This is a genomic window from Sorangium sp. So ce117 (genome assembly GCF_051524395.1).
GTDB classification, from domain to species: domain Bacteria; phylum Myxococcota_A; class Polyangia; order Polyangiales; family Polyangiaceae; genus Sorangium; species Sorangium cellulosum_B.
Map to the genome: position 1 here is coordinate 3,238,833 of NZ_CP150309.1, position 16,605 is coordinate 3,255,437.

The 16,605-nt window shown below is 71.2% G+C and carries 13 protein-coding genes; 10 read left to right on the plus strand and 3 right to left on the minus strand.

The window, feature by feature from the left end; translation table 11 throughout:
• Positions 1-202 precede the first annotated feature (202 nt).
• Both WMF46_RS12300 and WMF46_RS12305 read left to right on the plus strand, forming a co-directional pair.
• A complete protein-coding gene (locus tag WMF46_RS12300) occupies positions 203-1,549 on the plus strand; it encodes a hypothetical protein (RefSeq protein WP_437985785.1) in 1,347 nt (448 codons plus the stop codon).
• Positions 1,550-1,570: 21 nt separating this feature from the next.
• Positions 1,571-2,056, plus strand: coding sequence for a hypothetical protein (locus WMF46_RS12305; protein ID WP_437985786.1), 486 nt, complete (start codon positions 1,571-1,573; stop codon positions 2,054-2,056).
• Between the two features lie 318 nt (positions 2,057-2,374).
• Here the strand turns inward: WMF46_RS12305 and WMF46_RS12310 are convergent, their stop codons facing one another.
• Positions 2,375-3,025 (minus strand): cupin domain-containing protein, encoded by a 651-nt coding sequence (locus tag WMF46_RS12310; RefSeq protein ID WP_437985787.1) that lies wholly within the window; start codon positions 3,023-3,025, stop codon positions 2,375-2,377.
• Between the two features lie 391 nt (positions 3,026-3,416).
• On the opposite strand from WMF46_RS12310, the gene WMF46_RS12315 reads away from it, so the two are divergent.
• The 8 genes from WMF46_RS12315 (at position 3,417) to WMF46_RS12350 (ending at position 11,773) form a co-directional block, all read left to right on the plus strand.
• Positions 3,417-3,578, plus strand: a complete 162-nt coding sequence (locus tag WMF46_RS12315) for a hypothetical protein (RefSeq protein WP_437985788.1) — start codon at positions 3,417-3,419, stop codon at positions 3,576-3,578.
• Positions 3,579-3,665: 87 nt separating this feature from the next.
• Positions 3,666-4,907: a methyltransferase gene (locus WMF46_RS12320; protein WP_437985789.1), complete on the plus strand. Its 1,242-nt coding sequence runs from the start codon at positions 3,666-3,668 to the stop codon at positions 4,905-4,907.
• Positions 4,908-5,096: 189 nt separating this feature from the next.
• Positions 5,097-6,125: an ABC transporter substrate-binding protein gene (locus WMF46_RS12325; protein ID WP_437985790.1), complete on the plus strand. Its 1,029-nt coding sequence runs from the start codon at positions 5,097-5,099 to the stop codon at positions 6,123-6,125.
• A gap of 79 nt (positions 6,126-6,204) precedes the next feature.
• Complete coding sequence (locus WMF46_RS12330; protein WP_437985791.1) at positions 6,205-7,143, plus strand: aldo/keto reductase; 939 nt, start codon at positions 6,205-6,207, stop codon at positions 7,141-7,143.
• Positions 7,144-7,157: 14 nt separating this feature from the next.
• Positions 7,158-8,327 carry a 3,4-dihydroxy-2-butanone-4-phosphate synthase gene (gene ribB / locus WMF46_RS12335; RefSeq protein ID WP_437985792.1) on the plus strand — a complete coding sequence of 390 codons (1,170 nt, stop codon included), beginning with the start codon at positions 7,158-7,160 and terminating at the stop codon, positions 8,325-8,327.
• Positions 8,328-8,387: 60 nt separating this feature from the next.
• Positions 8,388-8,813, plus strand: coding sequence for a bleomycin resistance protein (locus tag WMF46_RS12340; RefSeq protein WP_437985793.1), 426 nt, complete (start codon positions 8,388-8,390; stop codon positions 8,811-8,813).
• 270 nt (positions 8,814-9,083) lie between these two features.
• Entirely contained in the window at positions 9,084-9,317 is a 234-nt protein-coding gene (locus tag WMF46_RS12345) for a hypothetical protein (RefSeq protein ID WP_437985794.1), read from the plus strand.
• Positions 9,314-11,773, plus strand: coding sequence for an SGNH/GDSL hydrolase family protein (locus WMF46_RS12350; protein ID WP_437985795.1), 2,460 nt, complete (start codon positions 9,314-9,316; stop codon positions 11,771-11,773). The genes WMF46_RS12345 and WMF46_RS12350 overlap by 4 nt, the downstream gene beginning before the upstream one ends.
• Before the next feature lie 114 nt (positions 11,774-11,887).
• Here WMF46_RS12350 and WMF46_RS12355 read toward each other — a convergent pair whose 3' ends face one another.
• Both WMF46_RS12355 and WMF46_RS12360 read right to left on the minus strand, forming a co-directional pair.
• Positions 11,888-14,746, minus strand: coding sequence for a TonB-dependent receptor domain-containing protein (locus WMF46_RS12355; RefSeq protein WP_437985796.1), 2,859 nt, complete (start codon positions 14,744-14,746; stop codon positions 11,888-11,890).
• A 55-nt stretch (positions 14,747-14,801) separates the two neighbouring features.
• The gene (locus WMF46_RS12360) at positions 14,802-16,598 is read right to left on the minus strand and encodes a protein kinase domain-containing protein (protein WP_437985797.1); all 1,797 of its coding nucleotides are present in this window, start codon (positions 16,596-16,598) and stop codon (positions 14,802-14,804) included.
• Between the last annotated feature and the right edge of the window lie 7 nt (positions 16,599-16,605).

Here is a 16,605-nt window from a genome sequence, read left to right on the forward strand (position 1 = left end):
TTTTCTATACGACCCCCCTGGAAAAGCGACGCTATGCCAGGAACTTATCCATGCATCGAAGGGGCCGCCTTCACTCCACAGCCTGCGGGAGCTCGTCCAGGTCCCCTGTAGGCTGACGCGCGTGCAAGCCCCGGTTGACGTCTCTGCCGCTAGCGAGAGGCCCGTGCGCAAACCCATTAGAACTACAACGCTGTTCCTTTCCATGAGCCTCTGCGGGCGGATCCTGCTCGGGCTCTCCGCCGCGACCGCCGCGACGTTCGCGCTCGCGCCCGCCACGCTCGCCGCCCCCAAGGCGTCGAAGTCGATCGCGGTGCGCATCGAAGGCCCCAACGCGGATGACATCCGCGAGGACATCCTCGCCCTCGTGCCGGAGACGCTGGGGGTCGTGGACCCTGACGCGTTCTCGGAGTCGCTGAAAGGCGCCGGCCAGACCAAGCCCGTCGGGGACACGCTCGTGTCGAAGGCTCAGCGGAAGAAGGCCCTCGACCGCATCCGCAAGGCAGGCAAGGCTGCGAAGGCAGAAGGGGTGATCTACGGCGTCTCGCGGACCAACAAGAAGAAGAAAGAGGTCCACCTCGTCTACGTCGACGAGAACGCCGGCGACCTCGCCGTGGACAGCGCGGTGCCGCTGAGCGGCTCGCGGGACGACCGCAAGAGGGCGCTGGAAGAGCTGCTCGGCCCGACGCTGGCGCAGATCGCGCCGCCGCCCGCGCCGCCGCCCGCCGAGGAGGACGAGGCGAAGGGCGACCGGGAAGGCGAAGGCGAGGATGGGAACGGGGGGGACGAGGAGAAGGACGAAGGCGGCGAGGGCGGGAAGGGCGGCGAGCGCGAGCCGCACGAGGCCGGCTCGGCGCTCTTCTCGATCGAGCTCGGCGTCGAGTTCGTCGGCCGCTGGTTCGACTACTCCGATCCGCGCACGCAGAACCTCCCGCCCTACAGCGTCTTCGGACAGCCCGCGCTGTCGGTCTCGGGCGAGCTGTACCCGCTCGCGTCGACGGACATCGCGGTGCTCAAGGGCCTCGGGGTCACCGCGGGGTATGCGCGGGCTCTCGGCCTCGACTCGGCGGTGGGCAGCGGCGACCCGATCAGCACCACCTACGAGCGCATCAACCTGGGGCTCCGGGAGCGGCTGTCGCTCGGCGAGGCGTCCGTGCTCGGGATCTCCGCCGGGCTCCGGTTCCTGACCTTCGAGATCGACGCGCCGGCGGACCTCGCCAGGACGGTGCCGAACGTCTCGTACACCCTGTTCCGGGCGGGCCTCGACGGGCGCTTCCCGGTCGGCCCGATCGCGCTGGCGCTGGGCGCCGAGTACATCCTGCCGCTCTCGTCAGGCCCGGTCTACGAGCGGTTCACCGGGGCGAGCGTGCAGGGCGTCGGCGCGCTGGCCGGGGTGATGATCCCGGTCGCGACCGGCATCGAGGCGCGCCTGCTCGTCGAGTACGCCCGGTTCTTCTCGTCGTTCCAGCCCGAGCAGGGCGACGCGTACATCGCAGGCGGGGCCATCGACCAATACCTGGGACTGCGGCTCGCCGGAGCCTACGTCTATTGAGAGAGGTAGCACGTGACGTTCATGACTTCCTTTTACGGGCGCGCCGCGCTCACCGCGGCCGCCCTGCTGACCGGCGGCGCGCTCCTCCCGAACTGCGCTGGGACCTTGGACGAGGACGAGTTCCCCCTGGACGACCAGGGGGCCGGCGGCGGCTCCGCCGCGGTGACCGGCAGCGGCGGCGCCACGACGGGCGGGGGGTCGACCGGATGCTCCGAAGCGCCGGCGCTGGTCGCGATGAAGTGCGCCACCGCCGGCTGCCATGACGAGAACTCCAAGCTGGCGGGCCTCTCGCTGGCCGCCGGGTGGGAGAACACGCTCCGGGGCCAGGCGTCCGTGTGCGGCAACGGCAGCTCGGTGCTCGTCCCGGGCGACCCGGACGCCAGCGCGATCTACACGAAGGTCACGCCGGACCCGCCGTGCAACGAGCGGATGCCGTTCGGCGGCGCGGCGCTCAGCGACACCGAGATCGCGTGCATCCGCGACTTCATCACCGCGCTCCCGCCCTGAGGAAGTGAACGACAGTGCGGGTACCGCCCATCGTGATCACGCAGATCGCGCGATCGTGGCGAGTCTGATCACGCCCCAATCGAGCTCAGCCTCGGGAACATGTCGGCGATCCTCGAGCGGCGGAGCGGCCGCACCGACCTCCGGCTCCACGAGCCGACGTGGTCGTCGCTGAGCTTCGGGCCCGCGCCTGCGATCGGCGCCTCAGCCGCCGACCTGAGGACGCTCCATGTCGTCGGACAGCCGACGGGCCTCGACAACGTCGCCGACACCATCACGACGACGGAGGCGTTCACCGGTCCTCCGCGCTCGCGCTCCAGGTCACGGGACGACCAGTACTGGAGCGCCCTTGCGAACCACGTAAGATATGACGAACTTGAGCGGCTTCGTGGCGCTCGTGTTCTTGAACATCACGTGGGACACGTTCGGCAAGTCCCGAAAGCTCTGCCCTTCGCGGACCTCGACGGTCTTGCCGCCCTCGAAGGTGGATTCGAAGCCGCCGCTCACGACGTACCCGACGCCAGCCGCCGGGTGGTGGTGCGGCGGCGCCGCGACGCCGGGCGCATACTCGATAAGGTACATCCGCGTCTCCCACCCGGGAAGATCCTGCAAGTCCGACTGATCGAGCAGCGTGCGCGAGATTCCCTGGGCAGTCCTCGGCTCCTGGGCGCGCTCCGCGCTTCCTGCGGAGCTTGGCGCGGTTGTCGCCGGAGCTTGCGCATTTGGGTGCGTTTCCGCTGCAGGCGGGGCGAGTTGGTTGGCGTTGGCCGCCGGCACGAAAGCCGCGCTGCCCTCGGTCTCCTGCGCTCGAGCGACCGGCGTCGCCTCCGGCCCGTTCAGCGGGAGCTTCGAGTCAGCGGACACAGGCACCGGGGACGGTTGCGTCGCACAAGCGCTCACCAGAAAGAGCAACAACGCCGCACCGCCGAACAACGTCGAGGGAAACTTGCAATCGAGCACGCTCTTTTTCATGGCACTCCTCTTCTAAGTAGAACCGTCCGGGGCGAGCTCAGAGCTGCGTGGCGATCGCGGCAACTGCCGCCGCCGAACGCGTCTTCACCGCACAGTTCCTGACAGAGCCCTCACGCATCTCCGCATCAGGAGAGGTTCTTGGAACGCCCCCCTCAAGAACTACATTTGTAGTTTACTGCTTGCCCCTTGTCAACGATCGAGAGCCGGGGGGACACGGCCCGGCCAGGGGCAGCGTCTCGGAAAAGGCCAGCAGTCAAGCCGGCTGCAACCAATCGCCGGCAGGCCGACGGCTTTGATGCGAGCGCGTCGCATGCTTCGGCGTAGCCGCTCCGCGGAGCGCGTTCCGAAGCGTCCTTGTCGGAGACAGCCGAGTGCGTGGAGTCGCCTTGCGATGGCGAAGCGACGGAGGTTTCCCGTCGGCCTCGGCTGCATGGCGATGTCCGGCGCCTGGGGCCCGGCCGAAGACGCCGAGAGCGTGGCGGCCCTGGATCTCGCGCGCGAGCCGGCGCAGGAACTGGGTAGAATGGCGAGTTTCAGCTCAGCCAACCCGTGACGCAGGGCCTCCGCCCGGCGGCGCGCCCGAGGCGCCTTCCTGGCGCGACGCGGATCCGGTAGTCCTCGCCCCGCCTCCGGTCCGCGCATGCCCCCGTCGCTCACGCCTCCCCCCGTCGCCCAGCGCCTCGCGCGCGCCCTCGAGGTGCTCGTGCCGGCGCTCGACATCGTCGAGGCCCGCGTCGACGAGGGGCCGCCGCCGGCCTGGTGCGAGGCGCGGGGCTGGACGGGCTTCCTCCTGTCGCTCTCCGACGCCGAGCTCGCCCGCTGCGAGGCCGAGGGGCTCGCCGCGTGCATCGACGGCCTCGATCGCCCGCCCCCGAGCCTCGTGGCCCTGGCGCGGGCCGCGGACGAGGCCGCAAAGCTGCCGCGGCGGCCGGTCGAGCCGCTCCCGCCGGCGTCGCTGGACGAGCTGCGGGCGGTGCCGGCGCGCAAGCGGCTCCAGCTGGAGGCCCTGCTCGGCGCGGTGGCGCCCATGGCCGCCCGCGCCCGCCGCCTCGTCGACGTGGGGGCGGGGCACGGCCACTTCACTCGCCTCGCCGCCGCGCGCTTCGACCGCGATGCGGTCGGCCTGGAGCGCGAGCCCGACCGCGTGGCCACGGCCTCCGCGCTGGCCGCCGGGGGGCGGGCGCGCTTCGTGGCGTTCGACGCCTTCGAGCAGGCGCTGGCGTTCGCTCTAAACGACCTGGCGGTCGGACTGCACGCCTGTGGCGAGCTCGGGGACCGCACGGTGATGGCGGCGGCCGAGGCACCCTGCGATCTGGCGCTCGTCTCGTGCTGCCTTCAGAAGATCGGCGCGCCGGCCCGCGCCCCGCTCTCGGCCGCGGCCAGGGCGGCGGGGCTCGTCCTGAAGCGCGAGGCGCTGGGGCTCACCAACCTGACGGCGCGCCCGGTGGGTGTCGAGTCCAGCCTGGACGAGGAGCTTCTGGCCCGCGAGCGGCGGCACGCGCTGCTGTCGCTGCTCCGCGGCCGCGGGCTCGACGTCGCCCTGGGCGAGGAGATGCGCGGGATCAACCGGCGGCGCGCGCACGGCGGGCTGCGCGAGCTCGCGGCCAGGGCGCTCGCGCTGCGGGGCCTCGACCCGGCGACCGAGGCCGAGCTCCGCGAGCGCGAGGTCGCGGCGCGCGCGGCGTTCGGTCAGATGCGCCGGCTCACGCTGCCGCGCGCGCTCCTGGCCCGGCTCACGGAGGTCGCGGTCGCGCTGGATCGCGCGAGTGCCCTCGGCGAGCGAGGGCACGAGGTCGAGGCGGCCATCGTGTTCGAGCCCGAGGTGACGCCGAGGAACGTCGCCATCTTCGCGAGCGCCCGGCCGGGAGGGCTCGGCGGCTGAAGCGACCCCGCGGCGGGGTGGGGGCCTCCGCCATGGGCCGCTCGCCAGCACCCCTGCGGATCGGGTGCTTCCCTGGCAACAGCGCCTCGCGGCAGCCTCTTGATTCCAAGCGTTTCATCGAATGGCACGCACGGTGCACATCACGGCGCCATGCAAAGACGTCAGTTCTTGGGAGGCGCCGCAGCAGCGGTGTCGGCAGCGCTTCTGGCAGGCAGGGCCCGGGCCGCCGGGCCCAGCGTGATCCGCGTCGGGGTGCCCGGTGTCGGCGTGGGCAATCGCCCCGTCACCGGAGGAAGCTTCTTCTCCCTCTTGCACCTCCAGGGGACCCTGGCCGAGGAGTTCAAGAAGGACGGCATCGAGGTGAAGTGGAACTTCTTCCGCGGCGCCGGCCCCGCCGTGAACGAGGCGGTCGCGAACAACCTGCTCGACATCTGGACCCACGGTCACCTGCCTTCCGTCGTCGGTCGGGCGAGCGGCCTCAAGACGCGGCTCCTGGCCAGCGCCAGCCGGCGCGGACACGCCTACCTCGTGGTGCCCGCCGACTCGCCGATCACCGGCGTCCGGGATCTGCGCGGCAAGAAGGTGGCCTTCCAGAAGGGCACGGCGTCGCAGCTGTCCGCGAACCGGATCCTCGAGGGCCACGGGCTGAGCGAGAAGGACATCCGGTCCATCAGCATGGATGCCTCCACCGCGAAGGCGGCGATCGCCACGAAGGACATCGACGCAGTGTTCGGCGGCACGGACTACCTCTCGCTGCGCGACCAGGGGATCGCGAAGATCGTCTACACGACGAAGGGGGATTCCCCGACCTACCCGAGCAATTCAGGCATCATCGCGCGGGAGGACTTCATCAACGAATACCCCGACGTCGTGCAGAAGATCATCACGCTCGCGGTGAAATCAGCGTCGTGGGTCGCGGACGAGAAGAACCGCACGCAAGCCTTCCAGCTCTGGTCGAAGTCCGGCACGCCCTTCGCGAACTACAAGGAAGCGCAGCAGGGCGAGGACATGAAGCAGAACGCCAGCCCGCTGCTCGACGAGTACGCCATCGCCCGGTACAAGTCGGCGGTCGCCGACTCGAAGAAGTACGGCCTGATCAGGAGCACGTTCGAGGTCGAGCCCTGGACCGATCGGCGCTTCCTCAACCGGGCGCTGAAGGACACCGGACTCGAGCGCTTCTGGGCCGAGTGGGACGCGAACGGCAAGCCGAAGGGCTGACGGCCTGGGGGCGCGGGCCGCGTGGCGCGGCCTGCGCCGCCGACTCGCTGGAACCCACCACGCTGCAAGGAATGACCTGATGGAGAAGAGGCGGATTGGATCGCTCGAGGTGTCCGTCGTGGGCCTCGGCTGCAACAACTTCGGCGGTCGAATCGACGAGCAGAGGACGGCGGCGGTCGTCGGCGCGGCGCTCGACGCCGGCATCAACTTCTTCGACACGGCGGACGTTTACGGCGGCACGCGGAGCGAGGAGCTGCTCGGCAAGGCCCTCGGGAGCCGGCGGAGCTCGGTGATCATCGCGACCAAGTTCGGCGTCGCGCTCGACGACGAGCGCAGGGGCGGCGCGCGGCCGGCGTATATCCAGCGCGCCGTGGAGGACAGCTTGCGCCGGCTGGGCACCGACTGGATCGATCTCTACCAGCTGCACCGCCCCGATCCCGAGACGCCGATCGAGGAGACGCTGGAGGCGCTCGACGCGCTGGTCCGCGCCGGCAAGGTGCGCGAGATCGGCAGCTCCAACTTCTCGGCCGCGCAGATCCGCGGCGCCGAGGAGGCCACCCGCCCGGGGAAAGCGCGCTTCGTGAGCGTCCAGAACGAGTACAGCCTGCTCCAGCGCGAGCCCGAGCGGGAGGTGCTCTCGGACAGCAAGCGCCTCGGGATCGGCTTTCTGCCCTATTTCCCGCTGGCGAGCGGGCTGCTCTCCGGCAAGTACCGGCCCGACGGCCCGGCGCCCGTCGGCGCGCGGCTCTCGTCGCAGGACACGGCGCTCTCCGCGCGCTTCCTGACCGAGCGGAACCGGCAGACCGCCGCGGCGCTCGACGCCTACGCGGCGTCCCGGGGCCACACGCTGCTGGAGCTGGCCTTCTCGTGGCTCGCCAGCCGGCCTGCGGTGGCCTCCGTGATCGCCGGCGCGACGTCGCCGGAGCAGGTGCGCGCGAACGCCGCCGCCGTGGGCTTCCGGCTGACCGGGGCCGATCTGGAAGAGATCGATCGACTGGCGCCGCTCCCGGCCCGCTGAGCGAAGAGGGATCCATGGCTGTTTCGACATCCACGTTGCGTGTTCAGGCTGCCGTCGAGCAGCTCCGGTCCGGTGGCATGGTGATCCTCGTCGACGACGAGGCGCGCGAGGACGAGGGAGACCTCGTCGTCCTGGCAGAACATGCGACGCCGGCCGCCATCAATTTCATGGCGACCCACGGCCGGGGGCTGATCTGCCTCGCCCTCGCCGAGGACCAGGTGGACCGCCTCGGGCTGCCGCTCATGGCGACCCGGCCCGGCGAGCGCCGGTCGACGGCGTTCACGGTGAGCATCGAGGCGCGCGAGGGCGTCACGACCGGCATCAGCGCCCGCGACCGGGCGCGCACCGTCGCGGCCGCGATCGCGCGGGACGCGTCGCCGCGGGACGTGGTGTCGCCAGGGCACGTGTTCCCGCTGCGGGCGCGCCGAGATGGGGTGTTCGAGCGCGAGGGGCACACGGAGGGCGCCGTCGACCTGGCGCGGCTCGCCGGGGCGCTGCCGGCCGCCGTCATCTGCGAGATCCTGAATGACGACGGGACGATGGCGCGCCGCCGGGACCTCGCGCGCTTCGCGGCGCGGCAGGGGCTGCCGCTCGTCTCCATCGACGACCTCGTCCGCCACCGGGTGCGGAGCGAGGACGTCGCCGCGCGCGTCCGGAGCGCCCCGTTCCGGCCCGCAGGCCTGAGCGGCGAGTGGCGGGCGCACACGTACACGATACGTCGCGAGAGGCAGCTGCTCCTCCTGACGCACGGCGCGCCGGCGCACGCCGGTGACACTGCCATCGTGTACACCCACCGCGCCGCGCTCGTCTCGGACCTCCTCGGCGACGCCCACCTGTTCGACGCCCTGCGAGACATCGAGGCTGCCGGCGCCGGCGCGGTCGTCTATGTGCCCCCGCCGGCCGAGCCGACCGCCGCGGGAGCCGACGTCACCCTGGGGCTCGAGCTCGCCGTGGCCGCGCGCGAGCTCGTGGCGCTCGGGGTTCGCCGGGCGACGCTCCTCGACTCGAGGGCGCCCTGGCCCGACGGGCCGAAGAAGGAGATCGACCTCGAGACGGGCGAGCCTGTGACGCAGCTGGGGGGCCCCGGCGCGCCGCCGCCGCGGCGTGGGCGGGCAGGGATTTCGGGGCACGGCGGCACCTCGTCGGTGATCCAACCCAGCGTGGATGTCTCCGTTGTGAGCTAGGCTCTGCCCGATGAACCGCCGCTCCGCTCGATCCATCGGTCGATCGCGAGGAGAAGGACCATGAGCGGGCAGAAGCTCATACCGGAGCTCGACGTGGCGGATCTCGGCGCCTCGCTCGGCTTTTATGTTGGTGTCATCGGCTGCACGCTGCGGTACGAGAGGCCCGAGGAGCGATTTGCCTTCATCGACCTCGAGGGCGCGCAGCTCATGCTGCAGGAGGCGGCGGGGCCGGGCCGCAGATTCCGCACCGCGCCGCTGGAGCATCCTTACGGACGCGGCGTCAATTTTCAGATCGAGGTCGCCGACGTCACGCCGCTGTACGAGCGTGTGCGCGCAGGCGGCTTCCAGATCGTGATCCCCTTCGAGGAGAGGTGGTACCGCGAGGGCGACACGGAGCTCGGCAACCGCCAGTTCGTCGTCGCCGACCCCGACGGCTATCTCCTGCGGTTCTTCACCGACCTGGGCCAGCGCCCTCTGCGCTCTTGATCGCTCTCTCCGCGTGTCAGAAATCCGGCCATGGATCTGTCGCGCGAGCGAAGAGAGATTGCGCTGCGGGGTTCGACGTGGACCAGGAGGAGGCGGACGACATGGCCACGCGCCATGGGGTCGTGGCGCCGAACCTGAGCAAGGGCGGCCCTCCGCCCCCGCGCGCTCGAGAGGCCCCTCCGTCGCCGCCTCCGCCACGCCGGCGCCCCGGCATCGGACGCCTGACGGGCGACCTCGACAGGATTGGCACTGTATAGTAGACAACGTGCCATGGCAGATCTTGACTCAATCGGTGTGCCGCCGGATGGGGAGGAGTTCGAGCTCCCCGATCCCATCCCGGCGGAGGGTGTCGATGCTCGATGTCGCGCGATCGAGATCGTCGAAGGTCCGCAGCTCGGAGTCCTGGCGGTCATCACCGAAGGGGCCGCGGGAGCGACGCGCACGTGGACCAACGTCGGCCCGGGCTGGGAGCACGCCTGTCAGCTCGTGCGGAGCGACACGTGAGCCTCGCGTACCCCGCCGGGCTGCACGTGGATCGGAACTCGCTCGGCCCCGGGCGACTCGAGTCGATGGCCTGGCACGTGGAGCGGCCGCACCTGGCCCCGCGGTGCCTGCCCCTGGCGGGGGTCGACGCCGACGGGCAACGCAGCCTGATCTGGGTCAACCACGACCAGGCTGCGCCGGACGGCGCGATGAAGGAGCGCTGGTTCGCGGTCCCGTCCGAGGTCCCCGCGGTGCGCCTCGAGCTCGACAGGGTGTCGCTCCCGTCCGGGGTCGGGAGCTCCGGCGCGTTCCAGCTCCAGATCCTGGACGCGGTGGGCTCCTCCGTCCTGATGTCGGCGTCGTTCACGCCCACGAGCACCCCGACGGACTGCATCACGCCATCGCTCGCGGTCACCGCGGGGCTGTCGTACCGCGCGCGGGTCGTCGTTCGCAGCGGCGCGACGCAGGCCACGTTCCTGTGCGGCAGGCTCCGCATTCGCCCGGTGGACGCCACGGGGGTCCTCTACCCCGACTTCTACCGTCTGGACGTGCACCCGGCGCTGCTCCACGGCTCCAGCGAGGCGGGGTACGAAAAGCTCACTGCCTGGCGCAACCCTCGACATCTCCAGATGTCCAACCTGGCGTATTACGCGTTGTCCACCGACGCCGACGTCTTTGACGTCGAGTATTACGACACGGTGAACCGGCGAAACGGAAACCGGTCGTATCCGTCCGTCTGGGCCGACGGCGAGCCCATCGATCCGGTGCTCCCCGTGGCGTGGAACTCGATCACGTTCAGCAGGGTGAGCGTTCCGGCCGCACGCAGCGCCGTGCCGCGCAAGATCAGAGTCTATTCTGGTCCTCAGATGGCATCACCGTACACGGCGTCGCTGGTCGCCATCCGTGGCGAGAACATCGGCGTTTTCCCTGGTGGGATCTACGTGCCAGGCGCATCGATGTTCGATGTCACACCTCCCCGGGCTCGCGTGGTCATCGCCATCGTCGATTCGAAGGGCGCGGGCGCGTACACCGCGTTCTCTGGCATGACGTCGTGGCAGCTCCAGATGCAACGCAAGGGCCTCGAGTTCATGACCCATGGCAGCGGTGGGGATGGCCTCGTGCATCTTACCGGGACGGCGACGCCTTCCGTTGCTGCGTGCCGTGCGCTCGCCAGAAAGATTCTGGCGAACCGTCCCGACGAGGTGATTGTCCAGATCGGAAGGAACGACTTCGCCAACCAGAAGACGACGGCCGCGAACTTGGTTCAGTTCAAGGTCGACCTCGCGAACGCGATCAAAGAGGCCGATCCGCGCGTGGTGGTGCGCGCCATGACCTACACGCGCGAGGTGACCGAGAACGACGTCGTCGGCACGTCCTGGGACTCGCAGCGCGACGCGGAGGCTGCGGCGGTCGCCGCGCTCGCTCCGTGGGGCGAGGTGATCTATGCCGATTCCGCGTGGACGGCGGAGGCGGCGGCTGCGCACAACGCGGCGGACACCGTTCATCCCAACGAAAAAGGGCAGGAGAAGATGACGGCGATATGCGCCGGGGACGCCTTCCCGTTCAGCCCGAACCATCTTCCGGGGCTCTTTACCTGGGTCAAAGCTGGGTTTGACCTCCCCGGTGGAGCCGTGACCGGGACGCCCACCGGGTTCGGCTCCGCGCCGCCTGCCCTGACCGCTGCCGGCACGTCGACGGTCACTGGCTTGCTGCATGTCGAGATGGTCCTGGGGGGGCCGCGCGGTACCGCGAGGTTCGACTGGAGCATCCACGGCGGTGGCGTGTGGGCAGAGAATCATGTCCTGGTGCCGTCGAGCGGCGTTGTTGCGCTTGGTACGACTGGGATCACGCTCACGTTCCCTTCTGCCACGTACAGCAACCTGCATTATTGGAGGTTGCCGCTCGGGATTGGCCAGGCCGTTGACCGGAGCGGGAACTCGAGACACTGGACGATCCAGTTCCCAGGGAGCCCCGCAGCGTTCGAGATCGACGGCCTCAACCACGCACCGGCAATCTCGTTTTCTAACATCCTGCAGCAGTATCGACTGAACGGGATTTCTCTCGCCGCGCCTTATGCCCTGTTCGCCGTGTTCAAGAAGAATTCCACGGCTCTCGGTGCCATCATCGGAAGGACGAGCGCTAGCTCAGGGGCGCTGTTCTACAACAACACGGCCACCTCTTTGGCCTTCAGCGACGGCGTGGTGACCAGACAGGTCGCCGGGTATAACCCACTCGTGGCGCACGCTGTGGGCGTGATCGTGAATGGGGCCAGCTCAGCGATCCTCATCGACGGCGCTTCGACCACGGTGTCGCTGAACAACGTGACGGTGACCGGGCTTACGCTCGGCGGAGACAGCCAGAGCAGCTTCCCGCATGACGGCACCATCCTGGAGGCGCTCGCGGTCTCCGGCGTCCCCTCGGCGAGCGCGGTCAGGAACCTGTTCCGCCGCTTCCGGCACGAGTACAGCACCCCGTAACGGCGGCGCCTGGCAGACCGTTCGCTCTTTTCCGCGTGGCTCGAGCGTGTCCGCGTGGTCAGCATCTCCGGGCCGCTGCAGACCCGCGCGCAGCAGCACATTCGACGCGCGGAGCTATGGATAACTGACGGTGATCTCGGCGAGGAAGGTCCTGCCGTTCTGCCGGCTCGTGGCCGAGAGGTAGCTCTCCGCGGCCGGGTAGTCGTACCGCGTGTCCATGGCGTTGTAGATGCCGATCACATAGCGGCTGTGGAAGCGCTGGAGCTCCCCTGACACCGTGAGGTCCGCGACGATCGCGCCCGCCGTCTCGTCGGCCGAGCTGCGGCCGATGCGCCGGGGCGCCTCCAGGTTGATCCGGAGCGCCGCGGCGGCGAGCCGCTCCACCACCGGGACGACGCCGCGAAACGACGCGAGGTGCTCCGGCGCGTTGATCAGCCGCTCGCCGCGCTTGAGCTCGCCGCGCTGGTAGCCGTACGTCGCCGCGAGCATCCAGCCTTGGCGCCACTCGCGGCGGAGCTCGACGTCACACCCCGCCACGAACGCGTCTCGACGGCTGTTCACGTAGCGCACCACGTCGGGCTCGCCGGGCCTGTCCTCGGCGGAGGTGATCCTGTCCGACAGCTTGCTCGCGTGAACGGCGCCGAGCGCTGTCCAGTCGTCGCCGACGCGCTGCGAGTACTCGATCTCGGCGGAAGCGATGGACTCGGGCTTGAGCACGAGGCCCCGCTCGGGGTCGACGGCGGGCACCTGCGTCTTGCCGTCGGTGTAGAACTGCTCGGAGATGCTCGGTGCGCGGAAGGCGCGCCCGCCCATGATCTTCAGGACCCCTCCCGGCGCGGGCCGGAGGATGATGGCGGCGCGCGGCACGACGATCGGCGCGAACGTGCTGTAGACGTCGAGGCGCGCGCCCCACGAGAGGCGGACCCACGGGGCGGGCGAGCTGTCGAGGATCAGGTAGCCGGCGCCGAAGCGGTACGGCACGGGCTTCGTGCGCGCGCCGCCGTCCGCGAACACGCTGCTCAGCGTCGCCTCGGGGTGCGCCTGCACCTCGCCGCCGCCGGTGACCCTCAGCCAGGGGAGCGGCGTCCACGCCGCCCTGAGCTCGCCGCCCAGCCAGGTGCCGTGCTGCTGCTCGAAGATCGTCCCCTCGTCGAACGCGTAGGCGCCGTGCCAGACGAAGCGGTTCACGTGGGCGCGCGCCATGAGCTGCAGGTCGGGCGTGAGCCGCGGCTCGAAGCGCACCTCGGCCATCATGTGCGCGTCCTCGTAGCTCGTCCCGAGGTCGTTGAGCCGCGTGCCGACGTAGCCGATCGGGACGAGCTGCTCGCGCGCGTGGTACATCCACTGCGCCGTGAACGGCCCGTACCAGGCGCGCCCGGACGTGCCGCCGGCCCGGAAGGTCTCGGCGCGCTCGGCGATCTGCACGCGCGGGCCCTCGCCCGGGTCCCGCAGCGCCACCGGGACGTCGAACCCGTCGGAGCGCGCCCCGGAGACGCTCGCCTGCACGCCCGCGTCCCTGCGGGCGTTGTAGTGGAACCCGGCGCGCGCGTGGCCCACGCCGTCGTAGTAGGTGCCGACCGCCGCGTGCGCGCTCGTGGGCTCGTCGCGCCCGCGCGGGACGAGGTTGACGATGCCCGAGAGCGCGCCCGTGCCGTAGAGCAGCGAGCCAGGGCCGCGGACGACCTCGATGTGATCCACGTCGTGGAGGTCGTCGCGCGCGTCGGAGCCCACGAACGAGGCGTTCAGCACGTTGTCGTTCGTCGAGTGGCCGTCGGAGAGGACGAGGAGCCGGTTGCCGTAGTCGAGCGGCTCGCCGAGCCCGCGGATCCCCGCCGAGTAGACGACGTGATCGTTCGAGAGGTAGATGCCGCGCGTGCCGCGCAGCGCCTCGGCGATGGTCGGGTACCCGAAGGCGCGCAGCTCGTGCTGCTCGATGACGCTGATCGATGCGGGCGCGTCCTCGAGGCGCTCGAGGACGCGCGAGGCCGACGACACCTCCCGGAGCGGCGCCAGCGTGACGTCGCGCAGCTCCGCCTGCTGGCCGGCCGTCACGTCGATCGTCCGCTCGACGGGGGCGAAGCCCCGCAGGCTGACGCGGACGCGGCGCCGGCCCACGGGGACGCCCTGGATCACCGACGGCGTGAAGCCCATGGGGCGGCCGTCGATCTCGACGAGGGCGTCGGGCTCGTCGGCGCGCACGAGGATCGAGCCGGTGAGCGGGCTGAGCGTCGCCGTGATCGGCACCGTCTCGTGCGCGGCGACGGTCAGCGGCTGCGGCGCCGCCTCGAAGCCCGGGCGCGAGAAATGGAGCACGTGGCGGCCCGGCGGCAGATCGAGATCGCACGGGGCGGTGCAGGCGGGCGGGGCGCCGTCGTGATCGACGTGCACCGTGGCCTCGCTCGCGCCGCGCACGTCCACCCGCACGGTGCCGACGATGCGGCGGAGCACGATGAGGACCTCCTTGCTCTGCCCCAGCTTCACCGGGACGTCGTCCACGGCCACGGGCTCGTAGCCCGCGAGCTCGACGAGGATCCGGTAGCGCCCCTCGGACATGGCGAGCCGGCGCGGCGCCGTGCCGCGCGCGCCGAGGTCCTTGCGATCGACGTAGATCCTGGCCCCCGGCGGCGACGTGACGATCTGGAGCACGGCCACGCGCGGCGCGATCCGCTGGAGCGCGGCCTGGAGCTCGGCGACGACCTCCGGGTCGGCCTCGCCCTCGAGCGCGTCGTCGTAGTACCGGTGCGCGTCCGCGAAGCGGCCCAGCTCCTCGTAGGTGAGCGCGATGTTGAAGACGACGTTGCGGTTCGGCACGAGCCGGTTCGACGCGAGGAAGTGCTCGAGAGCGGTCTGGAACTGCCCCTGCTTGTAGAGGTCGCGGCCCAGGTCGAAGTGGAGGTCGGCCTCGTCGGCCTGGCCCTCGCCGTCGGCGCGGGCGGCGGGGGCCTGGAGCAGGGCGCCCGCGAGGAGGGGCACCGCGGCGAGCCTCCACCGGCGAGCGCGCGTGCTCGAGGGCGCTCGACGCATGCCGCTAGCGGTGCTCGCGCAGGCGCGTCGCCTTCGTCGGCGCCGGCTCGCTGCTGGCCGGGTACGGCGACGACGGCGCGAGCACCGCGCGGGGGCGGCCGGCCCTCGCCGAGCCGAGCGGCGCGAGCGCGGCGCCGGCCGTGGCGAACCCGCTCGCCGCGGCGGCCGCCGCTGTGGGCGGCGAGGCGACCTCCGACGGCGCGAGGGACGAAGGCCCGGGATCCTCGATCGAGGGCGCGGGAGGCTCGCCCTGCGCCGGCGCGACCTGCGAGGCCGCCTCGCCGGCGGGCGGCGCGCCCGGCGACGCGCCGCGCCCGAGCCACGCGGTCGCCGCCATGCCCCCGAGGAGCGCGACGAGCGCCGCCGCCGCGAGGGGCGCGATCAGGCTTCGCCGGCGCCGCCCCTGTGGATCCCCCGCGGCGAAGCGCTCGCCCCGTCTGGACGGCGCCGCCGTCGGCGCCAGCGACTCGTCCGGGGGCAACGCGTGCACGGAGGGAGGTCCGGCAGCCGACGTCTGCGGGGGCGGCACCGACGGCGAGGCCGCCGCGGTGCGCGTGAGAGGAACGACCGACACCCGCGCGGGCGGCACCGACGGCGAGGCCGTGGCGGTGAGCGTGAGAGGAGCGACGGACACCCGCGCAGGCGGCATCGATGGCGAGGCCGCCGTCGCGAAGGAGGGTGGAGCGACGGACGCTTGCGTGGGCGGCATCGAGGAGGCGCGCTCCTTCGCCTGCTCGCTCAAGCTGTGCCGGGACCCACGCGTGGGGCCGATCGGCCCGGTCAGGGTCTCGGCTTCCTCGTCGATGGCGCGCGGGCGATCCGGTGGCGGCGGCGCGTCGACGGCCTCGTTCCCCATCGCCCTGCGCAGGATGCGCGCCACCGTCTGGCGCGCGGACTCCGACGCGAGCGGATCGAGCAGCGTGGCCAGCTCGGCGATCGTCTGGGGACGGCGCGCTGGATCCTTCTCGAGGCACATCAGGATGATCCACTCGAGCGCGAGCGGGATCTCCGGCCGGTGGCTGCGCGGGGGCACGGGCACGTCGGTCACGATGCTGACGAACAGCGCCGAGACGGACTCGGTCTCGAACGGCAGCCGTCCCGTCAGGAGCTGATAGAGCGTCATGCCGAGCGCCCAGATGTCGCTGCGGGCGTCCACCGTCCGGGTGCTGCGGATGTGCTCCGGCGACATGTAGCGGGGGGAGCCGAGCACCACGGCGGATGCGGTCAGCTGGGCGTTCAAGCCGAGCACGCCCTCCTCGGACGCCTTCGAGATGCCGAAGTCGAGCACCTTGATCAGGTTCGAGCCGTCCTTGCGGCTCGCGAGGAAGAGGTTGCCCGGCTTGAGGTCGCGGTGGACGATCCCGAGCGAGTGCGCCTCGGCGAGCGCCTCGCAGGCCTCGATCACGTAGCTGACCGCCTGCTCCACGGGCAGCGGGCCCCGCGATTCGAGCAGCGCCTCCAGATCGATGCCATTCAGGTACTCCATCACGAAATAGGGCAGATCGTCGTCGGTCTGCCCCACATCGATGACGCGGGCGATGTGCTCGCTGGCGATCGCCGCCGCGGCCTGCGCCTCTCGGAAGAAGCGCTCCGTGGCGCCGGGCGTGGTGCGCCCCTCGGGCAGCAGGAACTTTAGCGCGACGCGGTGGCGCAGCGAGATGTGGTGCGCCGCGACGACGATCCCCATGCCGCCGCGGCCGAGCACGCGCTCGACGCGGTACTTGCCGCCGACGACATCCCCGACGCGCGGAATCCTGCGCCATGAAGCCGGTTCCGCCGCGTCCGAGCCTGCGTGGGCCATCGGCCGT